The 21370-nt window shown below is 46.3% G+C and carries 20 protein-coding genes and 1 pseudogene; 6 read left to right on the forward strand and 15 right to left on the reverse strand.

Features of this window, described 5'->3' with window-relative positions; translation table 11 throughout:
- Together F8L24_RS03205 and F8L24_RS03210 are read left to right on the forward strand one after the other, a co-directional pair.
- A pseudogene (locus tag F8L24_RS03205) lies at window positions 1–347 on the forward strand (CoA ester lyase); the annotation flags it as partial.
- Window positions 348–349: 2 nt separating this feature from the next.
- Window positions 350–1333 carry a lytic murein transglycosylase gene (locus tag F8L24_RS03210; RefSeq protein ID WP_294951682.1) on the forward strand — a complete coding sequence of 328 codons (984 nt, stop codon included), beginning with the start codon at window positions 350–352 and terminating at the stop codon, window positions 1331–1333.
- 1 nt (window position 1334) lies between these two features.
- Here the strand turns inward: F8L24_RS03210 and F8L24_RS03215 are convergent, their stop codons facing one another.
- From F8L24_RS03215 to F8L24_RS03240, 6 genes are all read right to left on the reverse strand, one after another.
- A complete protein-coding gene (locus F8L24_RS03215) occupies window positions 1335–1949 on the reverse strand; it encodes a class I SAM-dependent methyltransferase (RefSeq protein WP_294951683.1) in 615 nt (204 codons plus the stop codon).
- Between the two features lie 6 nt (window positions 1950–1955).
- Window positions 1956–3116 (reverse strand): hypothetical protein, encoded by a 1161-nt coding sequence (locus tag F8L24_RS03220; protein ID WP_294951685.1) that lies wholly within the window; start codon window positions 3114–3116, stop codon window positions 1956–1958.
- Window positions 3100–3897, reverse strand: coding sequence for an AmmeMemoRadiSam system protein B (gene amrB / locus F8L24_RS03225; protein WP_294951687.1), 798 nt, complete (start codon window positions 3895–3897; stop codon window positions 3100–3102). The genes F8L24_RS03220 and amrB overlap by 17 nt, the downstream gene beginning before the upstream one ends.
- Window positions 3894–4907, reverse strand: coding sequence for an AmmeMemoRadiSam system radical SAM enzyme (gene amrS / locus F8L24_RS03230; RefSeq protein WP_294951689.1), 1014 nt, complete (start codon window positions 4905–4907; stop codon window positions 3894–3896). Before amrS ends, amrB begins: the two co-directional genes overlap by 4 nt.
- A gap of 89 nt (window positions 4908–4996) precedes the next feature.
- Entirely contained in the window at window positions 4997–6886 is a 1890-nt protein-coding gene (locus F8L24_RS03235; RefSeq protein ID WP_294951691.1) for an EAL domain-containing protein, read from the reverse strand.
- A gap of 45 nt (window positions 6887–6931) precedes the next feature.
- Window positions 6932–8347 (reverse strand): DASS family sodium-coupled anion symporter, encoded by a 1416-nt coding sequence (locus F8L24_RS03240; protein WP_294951693.1) that lies wholly within the window; start codon window positions 8345–8347, stop codon window positions 6932–6934.
- 92 nt (window positions 8348–8439) lie between these two features.
- Here F8L24_RS03240 and F8L24_RS03245 point away from each other — a divergent pair, with 92 nt between their 5' ends.
- Window positions 8440–9792 carry a DASS family sodium-coupled anion symporter gene (locus F8L24_RS03245; RefSeq protein WP_294951695.1) on the forward strand — a complete coding sequence of 451 codons (1353 nt, stop codon included), beginning with the start codon at window positions 8440–8442 and terminating at the stop codon, window positions 9790–9792.
- On the opposite strand, the gene F8L24_RS03250 is transcribed toward F8L24_RS03245, so the two are convergent.
- The gene (locus tag F8L24_RS03250) at window positions 9793–11826 is read right to left on the reverse strand and encodes an ATP-binding protein (protein WP_294951697.1); all 2034 of its coding nucleotides are present in this window, start codon (window positions 11824–11826) and stop codon (window positions 9793–9795) included. It lies immediately after the preceding gene.
- Window positions 11827–11891: 65 nt separating this feature from the next.
- Window positions 11892–13346, reverse strand: coding sequence for an HD domain-containing protein (locus F8L24_RS03255; protein WP_294951699.1), 1455 nt, complete (start codon window positions 13344–13346; stop codon window positions 11892–11894).
- A 186-nt stretch (window positions 13347–13532) separates the two neighbouring features.
- On the opposite strand from F8L24_RS03255, the gene F8L24_RS03260 reads away from it, so the two are divergent.
- Complete coding sequence (locus F8L24_RS03260; protein WP_294951701.1) at window positions 13533–14324, forward strand: hypothetical protein; 792 nt, start codon at window positions 13533–13535, stop codon at window positions 14322–14324.
- Between the two features lie 91 nt (window positions 14325–14415).
- Here F8L24_RS03260 and F8L24_RS03265 read toward each other — a convergent pair whose 3' ends face one another.
- From F8L24_RS03265 to F8L24_RS03295, 7 genes are all read right to left on the reverse strand, one after another.
- Window positions 14416–14778: a HepT-like ribonuclease domain-containing protein gene (locus F8L24_RS03265; protein ID WP_294951703.1), complete on the reverse strand. Its 363-nt coding sequence runs from the start codon at window positions 14776–14778 to the stop codon at window positions 14416–14418.
- The gene (locus tag F8L24_RS03270) at window positions 14771–15094 is read right to left on the reverse strand and encodes a nucleotidyltransferase domain-containing protein (protein WP_294951705.1); all 324 of its coding nucleotides are present in this window, start codon (window positions 15092–15094) and stop codon (window positions 14771–14773) included. The genes F8L24_RS03265 and F8L24_RS03270 overlap by 8 nt, the downstream gene beginning before the upstream one ends.
- A 107-nt stretch (window positions 15095–15201) precedes the next feature.
- Window positions 15202–16632, reverse strand: coding sequence for an ATP-binding protein (locus F8L24_RS03275; RefSeq protein ID WP_294951707.1), 1431 nt, complete (start codon window positions 16630–16632; stop codon window positions 15202–15204).
- A gap of 261 nt (window positions 16633–16893) precedes the next feature.
- Window positions 16894–18219, reverse strand: coding sequence for an FAD/NAD(P)-binding oxidoreductase (locus F8L24_RS03280; RefSeq protein ID WP_294951709.1), 1326 nt, complete (start codon window positions 18217–18219; stop codon window positions 16894–16896).
- Window positions 18220–18407: 188 nt separating this feature from the next.
- On the reverse strand, window positions 18408–18539 hold the full coding sequence (locus F8L24_RS03285; RefSeq protein WP_294951711.1) for a hypothetical protein: 132 nt from the start codon (window positions 18537–18539) through the stop codon (window positions 18408–18410).
- 85 nt (window positions 18540–18624) lie between these two features.
- Window positions 18625–19458: an EcsC family protein gene (locus F8L24_RS03290; RefSeq protein WP_294951713.1), complete on the reverse strand. Its 834-nt coding sequence runs from the start codon at window positions 19456–19458 to the stop codon at window positions 18625–18627.
- A gap of 16 nt (window positions 19459–19474) precedes the next feature.
- Entirely contained in the window at window positions 19475–20155 is a 681-nt protein-coding gene (locus tag F8L24_RS03295; RefSeq protein WP_294951715.1) for a class I SAM-dependent methyltransferase, read from the reverse strand.
- Between the two features lie 57 nt (window positions 20156–20212).
- Between F8L24_RS03295 and F8L24_RS03300 the strand changes: the two genes are divergently transcribed.
- Both F8L24_RS03300 and F8L24_RS03305 read left to right on the forward strand, forming a co-directional pair.
- Window positions 20213–21064, forward strand: coding sequence for an AraC family transcriptional regulator (locus F8L24_RS03300; protein ID WP_294951717.1), 852 nt, complete (start codon window positions 20213–20215; stop codon window positions 21062–21064).
- A 61-nt stretch (window positions 21065–21125) separates the two neighbouring features.
- On the forward strand, window positions 21126–21370 hold a 245-nt coding region (locus tag F8L24_RS03305), incomplete at its 3' end, for a hypothetical protein (protein WP_294951719.1).

Raw genomic sequence — 21370 nt, forward strand, 5'->3', positions numbered from 1 at the left:
ACTACATTCTTTCAAAGTTTCTAGTGGATGCCAGAACGGCCGGCATATTCCCCCTCTCTTTCATGTTCCAGGAGTACCATGACACGAAAACCTTCAAAGCCTGGTGCGAGCACGAAAAGAAGATGGGCTTCGAGGGCAAGGCGTGCATGGGACCCAAACAGACAGAGATCGCCAATGCCGTTTTCAGCATCGATACCCAAGACATAGAGAGAGCCCGCTATATCAAGGCGGTTTTTGAAACCAACACAGCCCGAAACCGGAACGGCTTCATGGATGACCGGTACGGCTTTATAGACGAACCCATTTACCGGGACGCCCTTTTAATACTAAATAATATAGGAGCATAGCCATGAAAAGATTTGCACTGCTTTTACTCATCGTTCTGATCCCGCTTTTCAGTAGGGCAAATGATGACCGTCCGCCTGTCAGATATGACTACCTTTCCAAACCCGATGTCCGGAACTTCATCCAAATGATGCACACCCGCTACGGCTTCAGTGAAGCCTATCTGGTCAAAGTATTCAGGCACGCCAGGTTCGACAGGGATACACTGGCACGCTACACCGGAAAATTCAAAAAAAACTCCACTGTAGGCAGCTGGGAACGCTTCAAACTGCATGTCGTCAATGAAGAGACCTTCCAAAATGCACGCAGATTCAAGCAGAAGCATCTCGGCACACTCAAAAAAGCCGCACGCATCTACCATGTAGATATGGATTATATCGTCGGGTTTCTCGGTGTGGAGAGCCGCTTCGGCACCTATACGGGAGATTACAATATACTCGATGCCCTGTCTACCCTGGCCTTTCACAGAAACCGTATGCAAAAGTTCTTCAAAAATGAACTCAAACACCTCTTTTTGTTTGCGCGGGAAAAACACTATGACATTACCAGGCTTCAAGGCTCGTTTGCCGGTGCCATGGGCTGCATACAGCAGGTACCTTCCATGGCGCGCAGGTTCAACCATGATTTTGACGGGGACGGGGCCAGTGTATGGGATATGGATGACTGCATAGGAAGCATCGCCAAATTCATGCATGCACACGGTTGGAAAAAAGGCGATACCGTCGCTGTCAGCGCCCGCTACAGCGGCAGCAGGTTCAGAGGCTTGCGAACAGGCTATCGAACGGACTACACGCTCCGGACACTGAAGAAACACGGTGTCACGCCTGCGGGCCGCTACCCTTACCGCAGCGCGTCGCTTATCAGGCTGCCTAACAGAACCCGGGATGAACTCTGGCTGGGGGCAAAGAATTTCCGCATACTGACACGCTACAATGCCAGCAGCAACTACGGTATGGCAATCTACAAGATCGCACAGGCGGTCAGATAATTCAGTAGATCAGCGGGACAAAACGGAAACCGGGGAACTCTTCCCGGGAAACCTGCTCTGGCGAAATCTTTCTGAAGCGAAAGATGGAATTGCGTACCGGGATGACCAGTACCCCTCCTGTCTTGAGCTGTCCGAAAAGTTCTTCCGGGATTTCATCGGCACTGGCTGAAACAAGTATTTTGTCAAATGTTTCACCGGGAATACCCAGGTGCTCTCCTGCTTTTTGAATGCTGCAAAAGCTGCCAAAATGGAACTGTGCAAGGTTCTTCTGCCCCTGTACAACCAGTTCATCCACCCTTTCCATACCTTTTACTCTGCCTTTCCCTCCGACAATGGCGCAAAGCAGTGCGGTTGTCCAGCCTGAACCCGAACCGATATCCAGTACACGGTCTCCCTCCTGTACACCAAGCAGTTCAAGCATGAAAGCGACCGTGGAAGGCTGGGAAATGGTCTGGTCTTTTCCTATGGGAAGCGGTGCATCCACATATATATGCTCCGCAAAATCTTCCGGTACAAAATATTTTCTGTCTATGGTTTCAAATGCCTTTATGATGTGTGGTGAGCGCAGCGCCCCTCCTGTGATCATAGCATTGACAAGTGCTTCTTTATTTTTCATTCTGCTTTACTCTCCTGTCTTCAGCGCATGGTACCCTTCGGGTGACAGTGCCGTTGCCAGCATCACACTGTTGATCTCTTTATGTTCCAGCCACACACTGTTTTGCTGATGGGCCTTTTCTGTCCAGAAACGGATGATCTCTCCTGCAAGAACATCATATCGACGGACAGACCGGAACAGCGGTTCCTCAGCGACTAAAGGTGCGGCACTTTCAAGCGCTTTGAGTCCGATGGCCAGCCCGAGTTCCCTGAATGCCAGTCTGTACTCCGCGGGATAGTCCAGCCTGTTTTCCCCTTCCCCATAGAGCCGCATTCCCTCTGTGGCACTTTGCAGTATTCTGTGTACCAGTTCTTTTGCTTCAGGTCTGACCTGCAGACACAGGCAGACATCACTGAGCAGGCCGCCAAGCCCCAGCGGATCGTCAGTAAGCATACTGTTCAGTTCGGATATCTTTCCGGCTTCTTCTATCTGGGTATGCAGATCGGGCCATGGTCCGTCCGATGCAGCGGTACGGGCAACGGCCTGCAGTTCGCTATAAACGATCCAGGCATCCAGTGCATCGTGCTGCCCCATGGACGGGACCAGTGTCCGGCTCAGATCGACACTCATTTTCCATACCAGCCGTTTGCGATGAATACTTTCATCGAAATAAGTGAACTTTGCATGCACACTTTGGGCAAGTTCGATAGCCCAGCGGTTATAGACGGGATCACCGGTCACCTGCGTGACACGGGAGAGTGCATGCATCCATTTGGTCAGATAATGGAAATACTGCCCGTCCCTGTCCCATTCTGTCTGCGCATCATAGGGCATTTCTTTCCCCCGCTCGGGAAGAGGCTTGCCGATGCGAAGCCCTCCTGCGGTAGGGTGTTTTCTGCCCTCTTCTTCCGAAAGGCCGCTTATTCTGCCTTCGCGCGGATCATTTTCGGCATAGCACCCCAGTACCCGGTGTACCTGTGCCACCAGTGCCAGAGCAAGTTCTTTGTAACGCGCCTCTTCGGTTTCCAGATAAAGTCCGAGAAAATTGCATACGGCAAAAGCATCTGTCCACAAATAGCGTTTCGGACTTTTTCCCGGGTTCGTCAATCCGCTTTCCTCGGCGAATTGCAGCATGATAGCCTCTGTCCTGCTCCGGTTCGTCATTTTTTTCTCAGACAAATGCTGCACTCATATAGCCTACGACCTGAGAAGTGTCACCGCTGGCATCGGCACTCGTACGGTAATCGAGAAGCACCGGCTCAAGGTTGTGTTTCCGAGCCGCTATCAGCATTGCTTCCACGCCTATTTTTCCACAAGCTTCACATCCCTGATGCAGTTTCAGCGGATCGAGTTTCTGCACGGCATCCATGCAGATGCTGTCAAGTTTTTCCGCCTTTTTGATATTGTAGTAATGACTCAGGTCTGTACTGATCACGACGACTGTTTCGGGATCGTCCAGCAGGTAGTCGATCACTTCTGCCAGTCTGTTCGGATCTTCCTCGCCATAGACAAGTTCCACGACCGAAGCTTCTGCATCATACGTTTTCACGAAGGGTATCTGTACCTCCGTACTGTGTTCATGATGCGCATCGGGGATGAAAGAGAGGGCAAACCGTGTCTTCAGTGTCTCTACCAGTTCTCTGTCAATGGGCAGTGTACCCAGCGGTGTATTGTACGTATCGTAGTCGGAGATACTCGTTCCTTTCAGATAGACACGGTGGCTCGGTCCGATCACCACGACTCTTTTGGCTCTGGTATTGGCCAGAAGGCGCATAGCGATATTGGCCGTGAACGCCGAATAGACATACCCTGCATGCGGTACAATGACCGCTCTTGGCTTCAGGTGCAGCAACGCTTCATTTGCAAGATGCTCCTCGACGATACGGTTGTAATGCTCGAACATCTTTTTGATTTCATGGGGATCGGACGGATAGAACTGTCCGGCTACCGCTGTTTCTCTTGTACTCATTTCCATACTCCTTCAATTTCTCTTTTACATTTCGGACAGTGTCCCTCCTCCAGTCTGTTGACTGTTACGGAATATCCCGTTCTGTCTATCAGCAGCTCGCCGCAGTCGGGACAGTACGTGTCTCCGTGCACCGGTACATTGCCGAGGTAAATATAGTACAGGCCGGCTTCCTCGCCTATTTTTTTGGCACGCTCAAGTGTCGCAAGCCCTGTAGCCTGATGGTCCTGCATTTTATAGTCCGGATGAAAAGCGCTCAGATGCCACGGTACATGTTTTCCCAAATCGTTCGCGATGAACGCTGCCATTTCCTGCAAGTCTTTGTCGCTGTCGTTCTCTCCGGGAATGATCAGTGTGGTCACTTCCACCCAGATACCTTCGCCCACCATTCTTCTGAGTGTCTCTTTTACCCCTTCAAGGCCGCCTTTGAGCACTTTTTTGTAATAGGCATCATCCCAGCTCTTAAGGTCGATATTGGCGGCATCAAGCCAGCTTGGCATATCTTTGATGATCTCGGCAGATTCAAATCCGTTGCTTACAAAGAGGTTTTTCAAGCCCCTCTCCCGTGCGATCACACCGATATCTTTGGCATACGGATAGAAAATAGTGGGTTCATTGTAGGTATAGGCAATAGAGGATGCCCCATGTTCAAAGGCCAGATCTACCATCTTTTCGGGACTGACTTCTATCTGTTTGTTGACATGGGTCTCCTGGGAAATATCCCAGTTCTGGCAGAAGGGACATTTGAAGTTGCATCCTACCGTTCCGAAAGAAAGTGCTTTACTGCCGGGCAGCACATGGTAAAGCGGCTTCTTTTCGACCGGGTCGACATTGAGTGCTACGGGATGCCCGTACACAAGGTTTTTCAATGCTCCATTCTCGTTTTTGTTGACCCCGCAAATGCCTACCTGCCCCTCTTTAAGCTGACAGTAGTGCTGGCACAGCAGACAGACAATACGTTCTTTCTCTTCTGATATTTTATAATATTTCATTTGATTGTTCTGATAAGTCATCCTGACTCCTTTTCTCTTAACCTTTATAGATACAGACTAAAGTTTCTTTAATCATATCAGATAGGTACGAAAATGTCAAGTCGCGTCAGTCATTCATGTTCCTCATTGATTTCTATACGACGCTGTTCCCTGTTGTTCAGATAATACCGTTCAAATGCTTTTTGCTCCAATGGTTTGGAAAAATAGAATCCCTGAAATACATTGCATCCGTTGTCTTTCAGAAATTCAAACTGTTCCTCGTTCTCCACGCCTTCAGCCACTGTTTTAAGGTCAAATATTTTTGCCATGGCCAAAATGGTGGTGATCATCAGCTTGTCTGACTCATATTTGCTAATATGACTTACAAAAGAGCGGTCGACCTTCAATTCATCAATAGGCATTTGGCGCAGCGACCCCAAAGAAGAATACCCCGTACCGAAATCATCCATTGAAAAAGCGATCCCGATACGCCTCAGTTTGTTCATAATGGCGATGATCTTGTACATATCTTCAATAATGATCGTTTCTGTCACTTCAAAAACAATCAGCTTCCTTGTCCGGTCTGTGAGATATTTTTCGGTAAGCGCTTCGACCTGTACAAGAAAATCTGCATGGAAGAACTGCCGGACGGACAGATTGATGGAGAATTGCTCCAGAACGATACCCTGTTCATTCCAGGCTTTCAGGGTTTTGAAGGATTCTTCCATAATGTAACCCCCCAGTTCAATGATCAATCCTGTTTTTTCCGCAATGCCAATGAATTCCGAAGGGGGTACAAATCCGAATTTTTCATTTTTCCACCGTACCAGCACTTCACAGCCTATGAGTTCTTTGCGGCTGTTCATTTGAGGCTGGTATCTCAAATCTATTTCATTGTGTTCCAGTGCGAAGTAGAGTCTTCTCTCCAGTTCGAGGTGATATTCCACTCTTTTTGCCAAAGCTTCGTTAAAGACGATAATGCCGTCACGGCCCTGTGCCTTGGCTTCATACATGGCAATATCCGCCTCTTTGATGAAGTGTCTCGCTTCTGATGATTTTCGGCCGATCCCGTTCACTCCGATGCTGGCGCTCAAGTAAAGGTGGTGCCGGTCGATCACATAAGGCTCTTTCAGGCGCTGCAGCAGTTTTTCGGCAAAATCCTGGGAAAATTCCCTGCAATGCAGCATCTCTTCGAATTCGCCGCTTACAATAGTGAACTCATCTCCTCCGAGGCGGGATATGACATGGTTCTCACCGCAGTATGCTTCGATACGTCTCGCCACTTCGATGAGTACTTTGTCCCCGACCTCATGTCCCAGCGTATCATTGATCGTTTTAAAGTGGTCAAGGTCGATCAGCAGGATATAGGCGAATTTTTGGGAATACTGCACCCTTTTGATCAGCTGATCCATATAATCGACAAAATAACGGCGGTTGAAAAGACCGGTAAGTGAATCGTGCTGCGCCTGATAATAGTTCTCCTGAAGCAGCTGATAGCTCTTGTCCGAAGCATACAGCAGTACACCCCAGAGGACCGTCGCAAATACAGACAGGACATAGCCGTACCACTCTCCGATCAGCATAAAATAGATCACCAGCGGCAGCATCAGTATTACCAGAACAGGGAAAAAGAGGCGCTTGTCCGAAATCAGCAGTGTCGAAGCCACGACCGCCGCACCCAGCTGGGTAAAGATGGCAATATAGTTCAAATGGCTTTTCACGGCAGGCGCATACAGTACAAAGACCAGCGACCATAGTGCAAAGATGATGTAAAAGAAGATCATCATCTTCATATACCAGCGATTCAGCGCATCCGAAAGCATATGTTCAGGGTTGTACTGCCGGTAAAGAGAATAGCCCCACAGCGATACTGCAATAACAAGTACATACCAGATGAATGCCGGTGTTGCGATACCGTTCAGCCACGCAAGGCCGATATAGGCCAAACCCGGCAAAAGGGAAAGCCCTATCATCAGAAGGATGTGTTTTTGCAGGAATGTGTAAAAATTTCTTTGGTTCATGGTTTGCATACCTATATCATTTTTTTAAACTTTCATTGAAGTCTTTTAACTAATCATCATGATCCACGCTGTTCCGACAGTCAGAAAAACCAGGGTATTGAGTGCCGTAACGATACCGCCTACTTTGTACACCTCACCCGCTTCAATGTAGCCGCTTCCCGTATAGATGACGTTTGCCGAAGAGCCCTGAGGGGTAATGACCGCATTGAAGTTGGTGGCGAACAGCAGCATGAATGCCATCAGTTCAGCCGGAACCCCCGCTTTCATCGCCACCCCGAGGAAAACGGAGAAGAGTGCCAGCATCTGCGCCGTCTGTGAAACGAAGAAATAGTGTATCAGGACATATCCGACGATCAGGGAGACATAGACGACCGGCCAGGAGAAGCCCTCTACACTTGCCGAAATATGCTCGCCTACCCAGCCCATGAAGCCCAGTTCATTGAGGTATTTACTCATCGCATACAGAATGGCGAACCAGACCAGTGTTCCCAGTGCATTTCCTTCTCCTCTGAGGTCTTCAAGGGTAAAAATGTTGGTCAGCATCAAAATACCCAGTCCGAGAAAAGCGACCGCTGTCTTGTCCAGCCCCCAGCTGCCCGACATGACCCAGAGCAGTACCATCCCTATGAACGTACCCGCCATGATCCACTCGTTTTTGTGTACCGGTCCCATCTTCTCAAGTGCTTCCTGTGCGATCTGCGGTGCTTCGGGTGTCTCTTTGATCTCGGGAGGATAGAGCTTGAAGATCACCCAGGGAACAAGGAAATAGAGTATCAGGACCGGTACCGATGCGGCAAGCGCCCAGGAGCCGTATGAAATATCGATGCCCACTTCTTTGGCCATCTTTGCACCGGCAGGGTTGGCTGCCATGGCGGTCAGCCAGAGTGTGGAGGAGAGTGTCAGGCCGGCCATGGATGTCATCATCAGGAACGAACCGATCTTTTTTCGCGAACCGTCAGAAACCTTGGAACCGCTGTCTGCCGCCAATGCGTTCACGATGGGAAAAAGCACGCCCGATCTTGCCGTATTGCTCGGAAATGCAGGGGAAATGAACATATCTGCCGCGACAATGGAATAGCCCAGCTTCAGACTCGAAGTACCGAACTTCCTGATGATCAAAAAAGCGATCCGTTTTCCCAGCCCCGACTTGATGACACCCCGTGCTATCAGAAAAGCAACGATAATCAGCAGGATGAAATCTTCCGAAAAACCGCTGTATGCCTGCTTTGTCGTCAATGTACCTGTCAGTACCACAGCTGCCAGCGCGAGAATGGAAGAAGTGAAGATCGGCATGGCATTGATGATCACGGCAAAAATCGCGGAGATAAAAATAACAAACAGATGCCATGCCTGCGTTTCAAGGCCTGTTGGGGTAGGCAGATACCAGAGGATCAGCCCTAAGATCAGGACTGCAAACTGCTGCCAGTGCTTCTGTATGGTCTTTTTATAATGATGTGGCATCCCTCTTCCTCTTAAACTTCTTATTTAATTCTACTATAATTATATATAATTTCAATGTTATTTCACGAAAATACTGAGGAAGGATTAGCTATATGACCAAGTCGGAACAAACAAAAAAAATTGTACTTGCCCTGTTTTTCGGAATACTTGCCTTTGCCGGGATGTATCCCTTCTTTACCTTTGCCCAGTCTTCCATGGTCGCTATTATCGTCCTGATGGTCACACTCTGGACCAATGAAGGGCTGCCTCTTGCCGTGGTTTCGCTGCTGCCTATCGTTCTCTTTCCTGCGGCAGGCATACTTACCACCAAAGCAACCGCCATCAACTATGCCAATCCTATTATCTATCTTTTTCTCGGAGGCTTCCTTATTGCCATTGCCGTGGAAAAAACCGGCCTGCATAAAGTCATTGCCAACCGGATGCTCGCACTTTTTCCGAGTTCTACGAGGGGTATCATCTTTGCACTGATCATTACTTCGGGGCTCCTCAGTTCCGTACTTTCCAACACCACCACCACCCTGCTTCTGCTGCCCATTGCACTCTTTCTGACTGAAAATGTCAAACTCAAAATGCGTCTGGCTCTCGGCATTGCCTACGGGGCAAGCATAGGCGGCATTCTGACACCCATCGGAACCCCTCCCAACCTCATCCTTCTGGGGATCATGGAAGAAATGAACATACCTGCGATCCCTTTTGCCAAATGGGTCTACCTCGTATCGCCGCTTGTGCTCGTAATGTTCCTTGTCGTAGGGTTCGTACTGAGCCTCGGACTGAAAGATACCCATATTCAAACCGACCTGAAACGCGATCCTCTCACCGGCAGCCAGAAAAAAGTACTCTATATCATTGTAGGGCTCATTACAATGCTGCTGATCAATGCTCCGGTCAAACCCTTCTACAACGGACTGGGACTGAGTGAGCCCGGCATCCTTCTCTCTGCAGGCCTGCTGCTTTTTATGCCTCCTTTTTCCATTCTCGACTGGATGGAAGACAAAGACAACATTCCCTACCGCATCATGTTCCTTTTTGGTGCCGGGTTTGCCATTGCACGGGCTTTTACCGAAACGGATATGGCTACGGTCATCGCCGACTATCTCATACACTTCGCCCACATGCCGCTGCTCTTTTTTATTCTGGTCATCGCCGCAATGGTCACGTTTACCACCGAAATCACCAGCAATACGGCACTTATTTCCATTATGCTTCCCATTCTCTATGAAGTGGCCGAACAGACGGCTTTCAGCGCTACCCTCATTATGCTTGTAGCAACCATCTGTGCCTCTTACGCTTTCATGCTGCCCATCGCCACACCGCCTAACGCCATTGCCATGAGTTCCGGTGTGATCAAGATCAAAACAATGGCTGCCTACGGATTCATATTCAATATTGCAGGCATTCTTCTTATCGTTACGATCGCCAACCTTTTCTGGGTCAACGTACTCTGATCATATTGCTGATCTTTTTGTAAAGAGAAGGGTGAAACGGGCACCGCCCTTTACATTTTCGGCACTGAGTTCCGCATCGTATTTTTCGGCGATCTGCATACTCATATAGAGGCCGATACCGGTTCCCTTGCCTTCTTCTTTCGTCGTCACATTGGCTTTGAAAATATCGGGCAGAACATCTTCGGGGATCCCTCCGGCATTGTCCTCTACTTCTATGCGTTTTCCCCTTTCATCCTCCAGCAGACGAATGACAATAGTCCGTTTTTCCTCAATATGATTATCGTTGAAGGCATCTTTTGCATTGTTAAGCAGGTTGAGGATCAAATGTTTAAACTCGTTCCTGGACCCATGCAGTGTTATTTCCTTTTCTTTCTCTACCGTGACCGTGATCCTGTTTTTGAGAAATTCATCTTTTGTCAGAAAAAGGACAGATGCGATCACTTCCGAGACGGTAAAATCCTCATGTTCTTTATTGGGACGGAAAAAGGTCCTGAATTCATCGAGTGTATCGATCATATGCCCTATCTGTACCTGCAGATTATCCCTGAACTCATCCACATATTTCTGATCTACCATCCCCTCTTCGAAGTCAAGGCGTATGATCTCACTGTACATGCTCAACGCATTCAGCGGCTGTTTCCACTGATGTGCCACGGCATCCATCATTTCACCCATCGCTGCCATTTTCGACTGCTGTATCAGCAGTTTCTCATTGGTGACACGTTTCTGAATTTCCTCTTTTTCCCTTCGTTGTGCATCTTCAAGTGCCAAAGTCCTCGAATTGAGATTGTATACAAGCTGGCCGATCTCCCCTTTGTCCTGACACTCCAGAAAACGGTAATGGCCGTCTTCCTGTATACTGTTCTGAAGCTGTTCATTGATCGATTCAATGGGATGTACAAAATACCGTTTCAGTACAAAATAGCCGATCAGTGTCGCTATGATCGTCATGATCACGGTAATAATGATGATGATCAGGTAAATATAGTTGAATTTCGCCAAAATCTTCTTTTCGGAAAGACCGACCACCAGGGTCCATTCCGTATCGGGAAAATAAAAAACTGCCAAAATGCTGTCTTCTTTCAGAATCGGGTCATCTTCCATAAAATGGACTTCGGTGAGCATCGTGTTTTTTTTCTGATGCAGAAGTGAAGATATTTCCCGTGCATCCGCTTTGTCAATGTACGGACTTGCCTTGTCAAGTTTGCTTGCCAGCGATGTATCGTAGCGCAAAGTATTTTTCTGCTGTTTGAGTATATTTTTAATATAGCGGAGCACTGCCGCAACGGATTTATTCGGTTTCATTTTGTAAATATTGTCTTCTTTGACATATTTGTCAACCCGTTTGGATTTAAAAATAAACGTCCCCGCCCGATCCAGAATGACAAGATATCCCTGATCGGGCAGTTTCATTTTCTTGCCATAGTGCCCGATCTGCATATCAATACTTGCAACACCCAAAAACGTTTTACCCCTGTAGATGGGAGATACGATCGTCATCATATCTATTTGGGTCACAGGGTCTTTATAGACCTTTGTCCAGAAAGCTTCCCCCGGCTTGAGCGACTTTCCCAGAACATAAAATTCCATTTTTCGGTAGTCTGTCGGTATCTTTCCTGCATAGTTCAAAAGGCGTGAAAAACGGCCGTTGCTGTCACGATTGAAAAAAAGAAGGTTGTTTGCTTTTGCATTATCTATGGCATAAGGCTCGAACCATACCCCTCCGCTCACGATATGTTCATCGTTGATCGCGCTTAGAAGATCGCGTACCATATTGACCGATACGATCGTATTCTCACATTGATCTTTTGTGATCGAAGCCAGAATGATCACACTTTCTTCCATCTTGAGCTGTGTTGTTTTGATCTCTTCGATGATACCGGCAGAGGCAGAAGTGGCTTCCTGAATGGCATTTTCGGTGACACGCCCTTCTTTGACAACAGAAAAAGCAGAAACCATAAAAACAAGAAAAAGGATACTGACCAGAACAAAAAAACCGATCAGTTTGGCTTTGACACTCTCATACCATTTCAACAGATATACCCTTATGTTTCCTTGATGAAACAGTATAACAAAAAAATATAAAAATTTATCCGAGATTAATTATTATGTTGAAATTCTTCTCTAATGTATGCTATAGCATCTTTTTTGGAAGCTATCTCACCGTCAAGCTGTTTTTCATATACGTCATCCAGGATTTCTCCAAATTTCGGTGAAGGTTTCATCCCCAGTGCGATAAGATCCCTGCCCTGCATGAGATGGTTCATCGGCTTATTCCAAACCTTCAATGCTTTGGCTTTTTCCAACAGCCACTCTCCCGCAGCATACCGTCCTGTTTTGGCTTCCGGCGTTGTCCGCCCCAAAAAATCCGCTTTGGCTACCAGTACCAGTTCTTCAATATTCACTTTGACAGCCAGCCTGCGTACGGCAGATGCTTTGGCACCCTGTTTGTAGAACTGCGAGGGCTTGAGATGATGCGCTATTAGAGGCAGAATACTCTCTATAAAATCATGTTCATCTGTCAGGCGGTACATCAAATTCCGGGTAGGTTCAAGACCGGCCTCTTCATGGCCAAGCGCCCTGACCGAGTAAGGCATACCTGTCTTCGTTTCTCGTGATACGATCGTAGGTTGATACGCTTCCCACCTGATAACTTCACCATTATCATATTCGATGGTTGTTGCCAACGGCTTGCCCAAATCATGGCACAGCACTGCAAACATAAGCTTTAACTGCTTTTTTTCAGGGAACGATACACGCTCACCATCCAATACCGATTTATCCTCTATGAGCTTCCTCATAGCATCTATACTCAGCATCGTATGTACCCATACATCCCCTTCCGGGTGCCATTTGGGATTCTGCGGTACACAAGAAAGAGCATGCAGTTCGGGAAAATATTTTTTTGTAATACCCCATTCACGCATCAGATCAAAGCCCTCTGAGGGCCTGTGCGCTTTGAGCAGCAGTTTTTTCCATTCTTCGTACACCCGTTCTCTGGGAAGTTCGTCCAATGCCCCGGCTGCGACCATTCGTCTGCACAGCATGGCCGTTTCTCCGGCAACCTGCATATCAAACCGGGCGGCAAACTGTACCGCACGATACACCCGCAGCGGGTCTTCTGCGAACGTTGCATCGTCAATATGCCGCAATATCTTCTTCCCCATATCATCCATTCCGCCGAAAGGGTCTATGATCTCACCGCTCTGAAGGTCGAAACCAAGCGCATTTACTGTAAAGTCCCGCCGTCTTGCCGCCGTTGCAAAGTCAAGCGATCCGTCGACCGTCACTTCAAACCCGCAGTGCCCTGTTCCTGTTTTTCTTTCTGTACGCGGCAGAGCAAAATCATACACTTCCCCGCCGATGCACAGTTTGAGCACGCCGAAACTTTTACCCACTGTGTTGACACGGCCAAAGGGTTCAAGCAAATGTGCAAGTGCCTCAAAATCCGCTATGCCGTACACTTCAATGTCATAATCCTTTACCGGCAGGTTCATGACGGCATCACGCACAGCTCCGCCAACGAGTACGGCCCTGGCACCATGTGTCTGCAATACGGATGAAATGCTATAAAGTATTTGAGGTATCTGCATAGTGTATTGTAACGATTACTTACTTTTGACTTTCTCAAAACCGTTATTTTGGACAAATAGGCATATCATTAAAAAACATTATGATAAAATAATTTTTAATCTTATTTATATACAATATGATTACTAATCTTTTAAAAGGAATGTTCCATGTCAAAAACACTCTTCAAATTCTCTGTAGCGATCGCACTCTTTTTCTTTGCAACGCTCTCCCTTCAGGCAGGCAAGGTTTCTGCCTACTATGATGCACCGTATGCTTCGGCATCGGCTGTCAAATCCAAGCTGCAGAAAGCCGGTTTTACCGTACTTTCAAGCTACTCTCCGGCAAGCAAAAGCTACCTGAAAGTACTTGTTTTCACCAATGCAAAACTCAAAAGTGCTGCCGCAAAAAAACTGCGTGGATTCGCTGCCGTAGAACGGGTACTGATAGACAACAAGACCAAAACCGTCCGTGTCACCAATCCCGAATACTGGCTCAAAGCTTTTTTACAAAAAGATTACAGTACCGGTACAGCCAAAAGTGTCAAAGCATCCATTGCAAAGGCGCTTGGTTCACTCAAACCGACGCAAGACGTACTTGACAGCGGTTCAATTGCAAAATACCACTATGCACTTTCCATGCCATACTATGAAGATATGCTGAAATTTGACAAGAGCGGTGTCAAGGGCAAAAAAACACTTTTTACACTCAAGCTGCCAAACGGTGCTGTGCTTGTGGGCATAAAAATGTCCAAAGCTTCGGAAAAGTTCATCGAGACCATCGGTGAAGACAAGGCCCTGGTCCTTCCCTACACCGTTCTCATCGAAAACGGCAAAGTCTATGCACTCCATGCAAAATACTATCTCGCTATTTCCTACCCGCTCCTTTCATTGGGTGAATTCATGAAGATCTCCAGCACACCCGGCGTCATCGAAAGACAGCTGAAAAAAGCACTCAAGTGATCTGCCGCGGCAAGGCTTATGCCTTGCCCCGCATCATTTTTGAAAAATTGCAACTATAGCGATCATTGTATCTGCTTATTTGGATAAGCATTTATTGATCTTTCAATTGAAGTAGAATACTTACAGCATCTTTTTTTATATTTGGTAAATCAAACCTGATCACATCCTCAATAATATGATCATCTACACTGTCATAATCATGTGCAATATAGTTTCTGACTGCATTGATGCCACGTAAGTCAGTATCTGAAAATTGTTCAAGCACTTTAAAAGCATTTTCATCTTTCAATTTTGAGAACTGCTCTGCTATTTTTACCAAATGCATTCGAATCGCAGGTTTAATAATCTTGTTGTCAATAGCTTCGGTGATTTTTACATCAAATTCTTGTAAAATATAATTAATATCTTCTATACTTTCTATGATTTTTTCAAGTCGTAATTTTGGATCAGACATAAATAATATCTTTTTTTAATTCTTCATAAAATTTTTTATTAGGTGTATCAATGGGAGAGAGATCTACTTTAATCTGGAGTATATGCTGCAATTCTTTTTGAATTTCTTCTATGCGAAGCAGTTTTGCAAATCCTCCCTTGTACTTTTGGTCAAAAAGAGGAAAGTCCAACTTATAGGCAATATCTATATCACTATGCTCATTTGCATTTTTGCGTGCATAAGAACCGAATATTCCGACAATTTCAAAACCTTCTTTTTCATATTTTCTACCCAATCTGCCAATAATACTGATGATCTGATCCAATCTTTTTTTCATACAATTATTATAACATAAAAACAAATTCGTCTTAATTGAACAAAATAATCCAATTCTTGAAATCAGTATTACACCACAATTCAATATCAAACTTTTCCGGAATTCTTTTACCCTCGACAGTATTTATCCACCAGCTTTTCAATGGACTTTACATCCAGGGGTTTGGTCGTGTAGTCATCCATTCCTTCGTTCATATACTTTTCTTTGTCTCCCGAAAGGGCATTGGCTGTCAGCGCAATGATGGGAATATGCGGTATACCCTGCTCTTTTTCGTAAGCCAGTATTTCATGCGTTGCTTCCACACCGCCCATGACCGGCATCTGGATATCCATGAAGATCATATCGTAATGGTTTGCCCTGCGCGCTTCCACAGCTTTCTCACCATTGTCGGCCAGTGTCACTTTCAGGCCCATTTTCTTCAGGACGACCTGAATGAGTTTCTGGTTGATGGGATTGTCTTCTGCCACCAGTACCTGAAGCTCCCTGACAGGTGTTTCAACTGCGGGTTTTTCCACCGGGATTTCGGCAAACTCTTCCGGCAGAACTTCGGTCTCCACCGCCGAAGCCGGTGCTTCCTTCAGCGTAATGGTAAAGTAGAATGTTGCGCCTTTGCCCTCTTCGCTCTCTACGGCAAGCTCTCCGCCCATGGAGTGGATGATCTTTCTTGATATGGTAAGCCCCAGTCCTGTTCCACCCGATTTTCTGGTCGTACTTGCACTCGCCTGGGAATACGCTTCAAATATCTTTTTCTGCTGTGCTTTGCTCAAACCTATACCTGAATCGCTCACAGAGATCTTTAAACGTATATTGTCTCCCTCCCGACCGATAAATTCCGATGTGATGCTGATCTTCCCGCCTTTGGGAGTAAATTTCAATGCATTGCTGATCAGGTTATTGAGTACCTGTGACAAACGTGTAGGATCACCCACGACCTGCTGCGGTATCTTTGGATTGACAAAAGTATTGAGCGCTATCTCTTTCTCTTTGATCTTTGGCATAAAAAGACCAACCGATGCTTTGATCTTGAAAGCAAGGTAAAAAGCAATACTCTCAAGCTCCATCTTGCCGGCATTGAGTTTGGAAACTTCAAGCACATCATTGACGATCACACGGAGGTTGTTGGAACTCTCCCGTATCATTGAAACAAATTCTTTCTGTTCTTCGTTCAGGTCCATACCGTCAAGTACTTCAGTCAAACCGATGATCCCGTTCAGCGGGGTACGGATCTCATGTGACATACTGGCAAGGAACATCTCGGTCGTTTTCTTTTCATATTCGAGCTTCTCGGCTTTTTCAGAAACAGCCTTGAACTTTTTTTCCAGCAGCCGGTACTCGTCTGTGCATGGCAACGGTTCTTCTTTTTTCTTCGGGGAAGTGCTTGCGGATACACGGGCAGGTTTACCGGAGATCAGCACAAACGGAACCGCTGCCAGGAGACCGACAAAGAGAGACTGTAACTCCGTCAGTCCAAAAAGTTTAAAGCCCAGCACCCCTGCAAAAAGTGCCGCACCTATCATAAAAAAGAGTTTTTTTGCCATGAATATCCCCCATTTTTGATACATTACAGTATCCATCTGGGATAATTCTACCTAAAAAATGTATTTTTATAAAGTGCTTGATGATGCTAGTCTCCAATATCAACATCATTAGAGATTTATTTTAGCATTATCAGAACAAACTGATTTTTTACTTTTATGCGCATCCCTGCTTCTCTTTACCACTGCAAACAGCCCCGCATATTTACCCGTACAGTCAAGACAGTATGCGCGTTGCATTTAAAATCCTGTCATCAAAAAAGCCTAAACATAAAACATATTGTCATACATGGACTGTGCCCAGGAAAACTGGGCATTGGCTTTTCCAAGCCCATTTGTTTTCCATGCTTCATCAGTTGCAGAACTGGCAAATTCCGTCTCTCCGTGTTCTCCATATTTGTACGTTGAGACCAGTGTCATTTCATATTTTGGTTTTTTAGAGATGACTGAAACACAAAATGTTGTGGGAGAAACCCATGTCATCTTTTTATGGTGGATATCTTCAGCGACCATGCGGGCGACATTTTCACCTTCTGTATAGGCTGTATTTCCTGATTTTGAAAAACCCATCGGACGGATATCTCCACAGCCGAATATATTTCTGTGTCCTTTAAAACGGTTAGTGTACACATCCAGATTTGCTTCAATACGGTTATAGGGTGTTTGTGTAGTCAGCCCCAGTTTTTCCAGAAGCTTCGGTGCACGTACATTGGGGTAAAAACTCATATCTTCAAACGGTATCTCATCAAACTCTGTTTCTATAATTTTTTTATCCAGATCGATCGTATCAATCTTTGATTCCGGCATATAGACAAGTTCTTTGGCATAAAGATCTTTAAACGCACTCAAATATCCCTCTTCTTTGATAGTCACAGTATTATTTGCATCCAGAACAATGACTTTACCGTCTATTTTATGCCGTTTAATGTGGTCTGCCAAAAGACAGGCACGTTCATAGGGGGCAGCAAGACACCGATAGTTTCCATTCGGTACGGTAAGAATAAAGTTGCCGCCTTTGAAACGTTCTATTTTTCGTTTCAGTGTCAAGTGTTCAGAGCCGGGTATGAATGCTGCCGGATACTCCCGTCTCAGTCTTGTTTCAAGCGCGGGATTGTCCTTGCACCAGTTGTAGTAGTCATATTCAATGCCTGTAGCAAAAACAAGATAGTCATAATGCAATGCACCTTTTGTGGTTTGCAGTACATTGTGTTGACTGGCAAGGTCTGTCGCTTCAGCCTGCAGATATGTGTAGTTTCCATTATTGGACGCATCAATAAAACTGTGGGTCAGGAAATCCATATCGACCATATCGACCAGCCAGGCATTACTGACAGGGCAGGAGACGAATATGTCCCGCTTCTCTACCAGTGTCACTGCTGCATCAGGTACATACTCTTTGATGTGCTTGGCAAAAGAGAGTCCTGCCCAACCACCGCCGACAACCACAATGTGTGGGGCATTTTTTTCCAAAGGCATGCGTGATACACTGCCGGAAGTTTCTTTCTTTTCTCCTGCCAAAACACTATCTGTTGCTGCAGATGCCAGTAACAGCATTTTGGCACTCTGCTTGATTGCATCACGTCTATTCATCTTAAATACCTCTTATCATAAAAATAAAGCCGTGTTATAGCATACTTTCATTACCGAAAAATTAATCTGAATTCTGAAATAGTCACCTGTGTGTGGTTTATCACATGATCCGGGATGAAAAAAAAGGGGGTAAGATTATTGAGATGTAGATGTAGATGGAGCAGATGCTCCGTGAAACGAGGCTGTAGCTACGATTCGTTAAATGTTTTCAGCAGTGTCTCTTTGTCTGTCTTGACATAATCTTTCTTGAGCAGTTTGACGATCTTTGCTTTTGTTGCAGTATCAAGCAGGACATCGACTTCATTTTCAAGTGGGTGCATGATATGCAATCAAAGTTGCATTTTTGAAAATGGCTTGGTGTTCTATGTTAATACAACTAACTTTTTTCAGCATCTCTGTCCCCTGTCAGCCCTGCAGGACAAGGCTTTTATAGAGCGATTCTATCTTCCCGCTGCCATACTTCTTCTCCAGCCGCTTCACGGTGAAGTGCCCCTCCGCCATATCCTGAAAATGGTCGATGAACATCAGGTTGAGCGCCGTGCCGCCCGCGGCGCCTACGAGAGGAATAGTCTGTGCCGCCATTTTTTCCGACACCACAATGCCGAAACGCGACGCAATGGTATTGATGAATTTGATGAGTATGGGCATCTGGCCTTTGGCAAGGGCATCCTGTATGGCTTGGCTGCTCATGTGCGAGACACTCTGCAGCGCAGCTCTCATCTCAAACGCCAGTGTGGCACGCGCTGCAAAGTAGGCACTTTCACCGGCATCGTCATCACTGCTCTTCGTACTTCCCAGAGAAAAGACTTCCAGGCAGGCGAGCCTGGTCTCCATATCGTTCAGGTCATGCTGCTGGGACTGTGCCACATCGGCTATGCTCCGCAGCATGATGGTCGTGGAAACGGGCAGTTCTATGGCCAGTGCCGACAGACCGAAAAAACCGCCCACTGCACCGCTGCCGCCTGCCAGTACCTTGTGCTTCAGGTTTGAAGGGGGCGTACCGTTCTCTTCATTCAGACTGCCTATGGCGATATCCAGTGCTTTGCCCAGGGCTTTCGAAGTCGCCTGGTTAAGCGTTTCAGAGTCTATCTTGTCGATGGCGAACTCTATGGGCTTCCCTATGTAACCGGCTACCTTCATGGCAAAGCCGGGATTTTCCAGGATCATCTTGGCCTTGTAAAGGTCGTTCAGCTCTTCGGCTGTCAATTGTGTGTCTATGCGGGGTTCCGGTTCGTACATCATCTATTCCTTCTCTCTACGCTCTCGTGATCTTCAGCATCTCGTTGGCCCCTTTTTGGAACTCGTACCCGGTCCTGACGATCTCCGTATGACAGCCCTGCTCCTGAAGATGCCTGATGACAGTATCAATATGAGGTGATCTTTCGTTCGTCAGGGTCAAAAGAGGGAAAATGCGTACCTCTTTGGCGACCCGAAGCATCTCATCGATGCCCTCTTTATGAAAGGCTTCATCCATGTGCTCACTGTAAAGAAAAAGGAAGTGCGAACTCAGAGCCAGGTCGAAACTCCCCTCTTCAAAGGGAAGCTCCGGCAAAGACGCATTGATGTACCTGCCCTCCTCTTTCCCATCCTCATAATCCATCAGAAACTCCATCATCGCTTCGATGCGTATGTGCTCAAGCGACTCCAGATCCGGAATGTTCTTCCAGACGAAATGGTCTTCATTGGCCCTGACCTGATCTATCACCTCGCCTGCCACCTCATCTATGCGCTGCATGATCTCTTTTTTGCTGTAGGCATACAGCGGGTCGATGGAGACCACACTGCCGTCGTCATAGTCCACTTCCGTATTGAAACTCGACGGCCCGTCACCGCATCCGAGTATCTTTTTGTTCAAGATATCCCCCTGCGTAAGATCGAACATTTCCATATACTCTTTTTTGCTGCGTCCCCAAGGGACTATATTTTCCAACTGCATTCTATCTACAAGCCTTTTTCTTGTCATTCTATCACACAAAACGCTATAATTGACCTTATGACAGTCACTATCCCCAATTATCTCATTGAGAAAAAAGAACCGACACTCATGCAGCTTGATGACAACCTTTACATTGAAAGGATGCATTCCCACACCGGCAAAGTACTGGTAAGAAACACCATGCATGGGTTGACACTTATTCAATCGGGGCACAAAGAGGTTCAAATGAATGGCCGAAACTTTAAAATTGAAAAAGACCATGCCATCTTCTTCGCTCAGGGGAATTACTTTACCAACCGTAATTCCAATGACTATAGATCACTTACCTTTTTTTTCGATGACCGTTACATCATAGAGTTTCTGAAAAAATACAGCATACATCCCCATTGCAAGGCTCACCATATCAAGGTTGTCAATTATGCGAAACATGATCATGTTTCGCCGTTTCTGGACTCCATAATCTCTACCCTGCATCAGAAAAAAGCGTATCACAGCGCTCTTTTAAAGCTGAAGTTCGAGTTGCTTCTTTTGGAGTTCTACCACTCTTTTACTGCACAAATGGATACTTTTTTCCAACATATCCTGCAAACATCTAAAGAACGTATGCGGTACATTCTTGAAGAGAACATCGACATCCTATACACCGTAAGAGATATGCAGCAGTTAATGCGGATGTCGCCCTCACAGTTTCACAGGCAGTTTCAGAAACATTTCCGGGAAACGCCCAAGACCTGGATCGACAAAAAGCGTATGGAAAAAGCCAGATTCCTTCTTGCGACCACGGACAAGAGCATTACGCAGATAGCATGCGACTGCGGCTACAGTACCGCTTCATGGTTCATCGTTCAGTTTAAAAAATATTGTAAAAGTACACCAAAACAGTACAGGGAAGAAAACCGATATAAATAGCATCGTTTCTTATACACCGGATCCTCCAAATATTCTATACTGACAAAAAAAAGGAAGCAGTATGCTTGAAGAAGATTCACAAAATATCATTACCGACCTTGGGAAATCTGGAGAGGGCATATCACCTGCCAAACGCTTTTTAGGCAAACATTTGATGTTTCCTCTCCTAAACAGTGTCATCTCATGGGACCGGGCATGGGACATTTACGACAAGGAAGGAGAGAAGATCATTGCACTTGCTTCAGAACTGGATCGGGAATCACTCTTTAAACGGGTACTTGTCTCTGAGCTCTTTGGACTGGAAGA

The sequence above is a fragment of the Sulfurovum sp. genome (assembly GCF_015493435.1).
GTDB lineage: Bacteria > Campylobacterota > Campylobacteria > Campylobacterales > Sulfurovaceae > Sulfurovum.

Coding starts and splice junctions, on each gene's coding strand:
- F8L24_RS03210 (WP_294951682.1), top strand. CDS start 350: ATGAAAAGATTTGCACTGCTTTTACTCATCGTTCTGATCCCGCTTTTC.
- F8L24_RS03215 (WP_294951683.1), bottom strand. CDS start 1,949: ATGAAAAATAAAGAAGCACTTGTCAATGCTATGATCACAGGAGGGGCG.
- amrB (WP_294951687.1), bottom strand. CDS start 3,897: ATGAGTACAAGAGAAACAGCGGTAGCCGGACAGTTCTATCCGTCCGAT.
- amrS (WP_294951689.1), bottom strand. CDS start 4,907: ATGACTTATCAGAACAATCAAATGAAATATTATAAAATATCAGAAGAG.
- F8L24_RS03235 (WP_294951691.1), bottom strand. CDS start 6,886: ATGAACCAAAGAAATTTTTACACATTCCTGCAAAAACACATCCTTCTG.
- F8L24_RS03240 (WP_294951693.1), bottom strand. CDS start 8,347: ATGCCACATCATTATAAAAAGACCATACAGAAGCACTGGCAGCAGTTT.
- F8L24_RS03245 (WP_294951695.1), top strand. CDS start 8,440: ATGACCAAGTCGGAACAAACAAAAAAAATTGTACTTGCCCTGTTTTTC.
- F8L24_RS03260 (WP_294951701.1), top strand. CDS start 13,533: ATGTCAAAAACACTCTTCAAATTCTCTGTAGCGATCGCACTCTTTTTC.
- F8L24_RS03265 (WP_294951703.1), bottom strand. CDS start 14,778: ATGTCTGATCCAAAATTACGACTTGAAAAAATCATAGAAAGTATAGAA.
- F8L24_RS03270 (WP_294951705.1), bottom strand. CDS start 15,094: ATGAAAAAAAGATTGGATCAGATCATCAGTATTATTGGCAGATTGGGT.
- F8L24_RS03275 (WP_294951707.1), bottom strand. CDS start 16,632: ATGGCAAAAAAACTCTTTTTTATGATAGGTGCGGCACTTTTTGCAGGG.
- F8L24_RS03280 (WP_294951709.1), bottom strand. CDS start 18,219: ATGAATAGACGTGATGCAATCAAGCAGAGTGCCAAAATGCTGTTACTG.
- F8L24_RS03285 (WP_294951711.1), bottom strand. CDS start 18,539: ATGCACCCACTTGAAAATGAAGTCGATGTCCTGCTTGATACTGCAACA.
- F8L24_RS03290 (WP_294951713.1), bottom strand. CDS start 19,458: ATGTACGAACCGGAACCCCGCATAGACACACAATTGACAGCCGAAGAG.
- F8L24_RS03295 (WP_294951715.1), bottom strand. CDS start 20,155: ATGCAGTTGGAAAATATAGTCCCTTGGGGACGCAGCAAAAAAGAGTAT.
- F8L24_RS03300 (WP_294951717.1), top strand. CDS start 20,213: ATGACAGTCACTATCCCCAATTATCTCATTGAGAAAAAAGAACCGACA.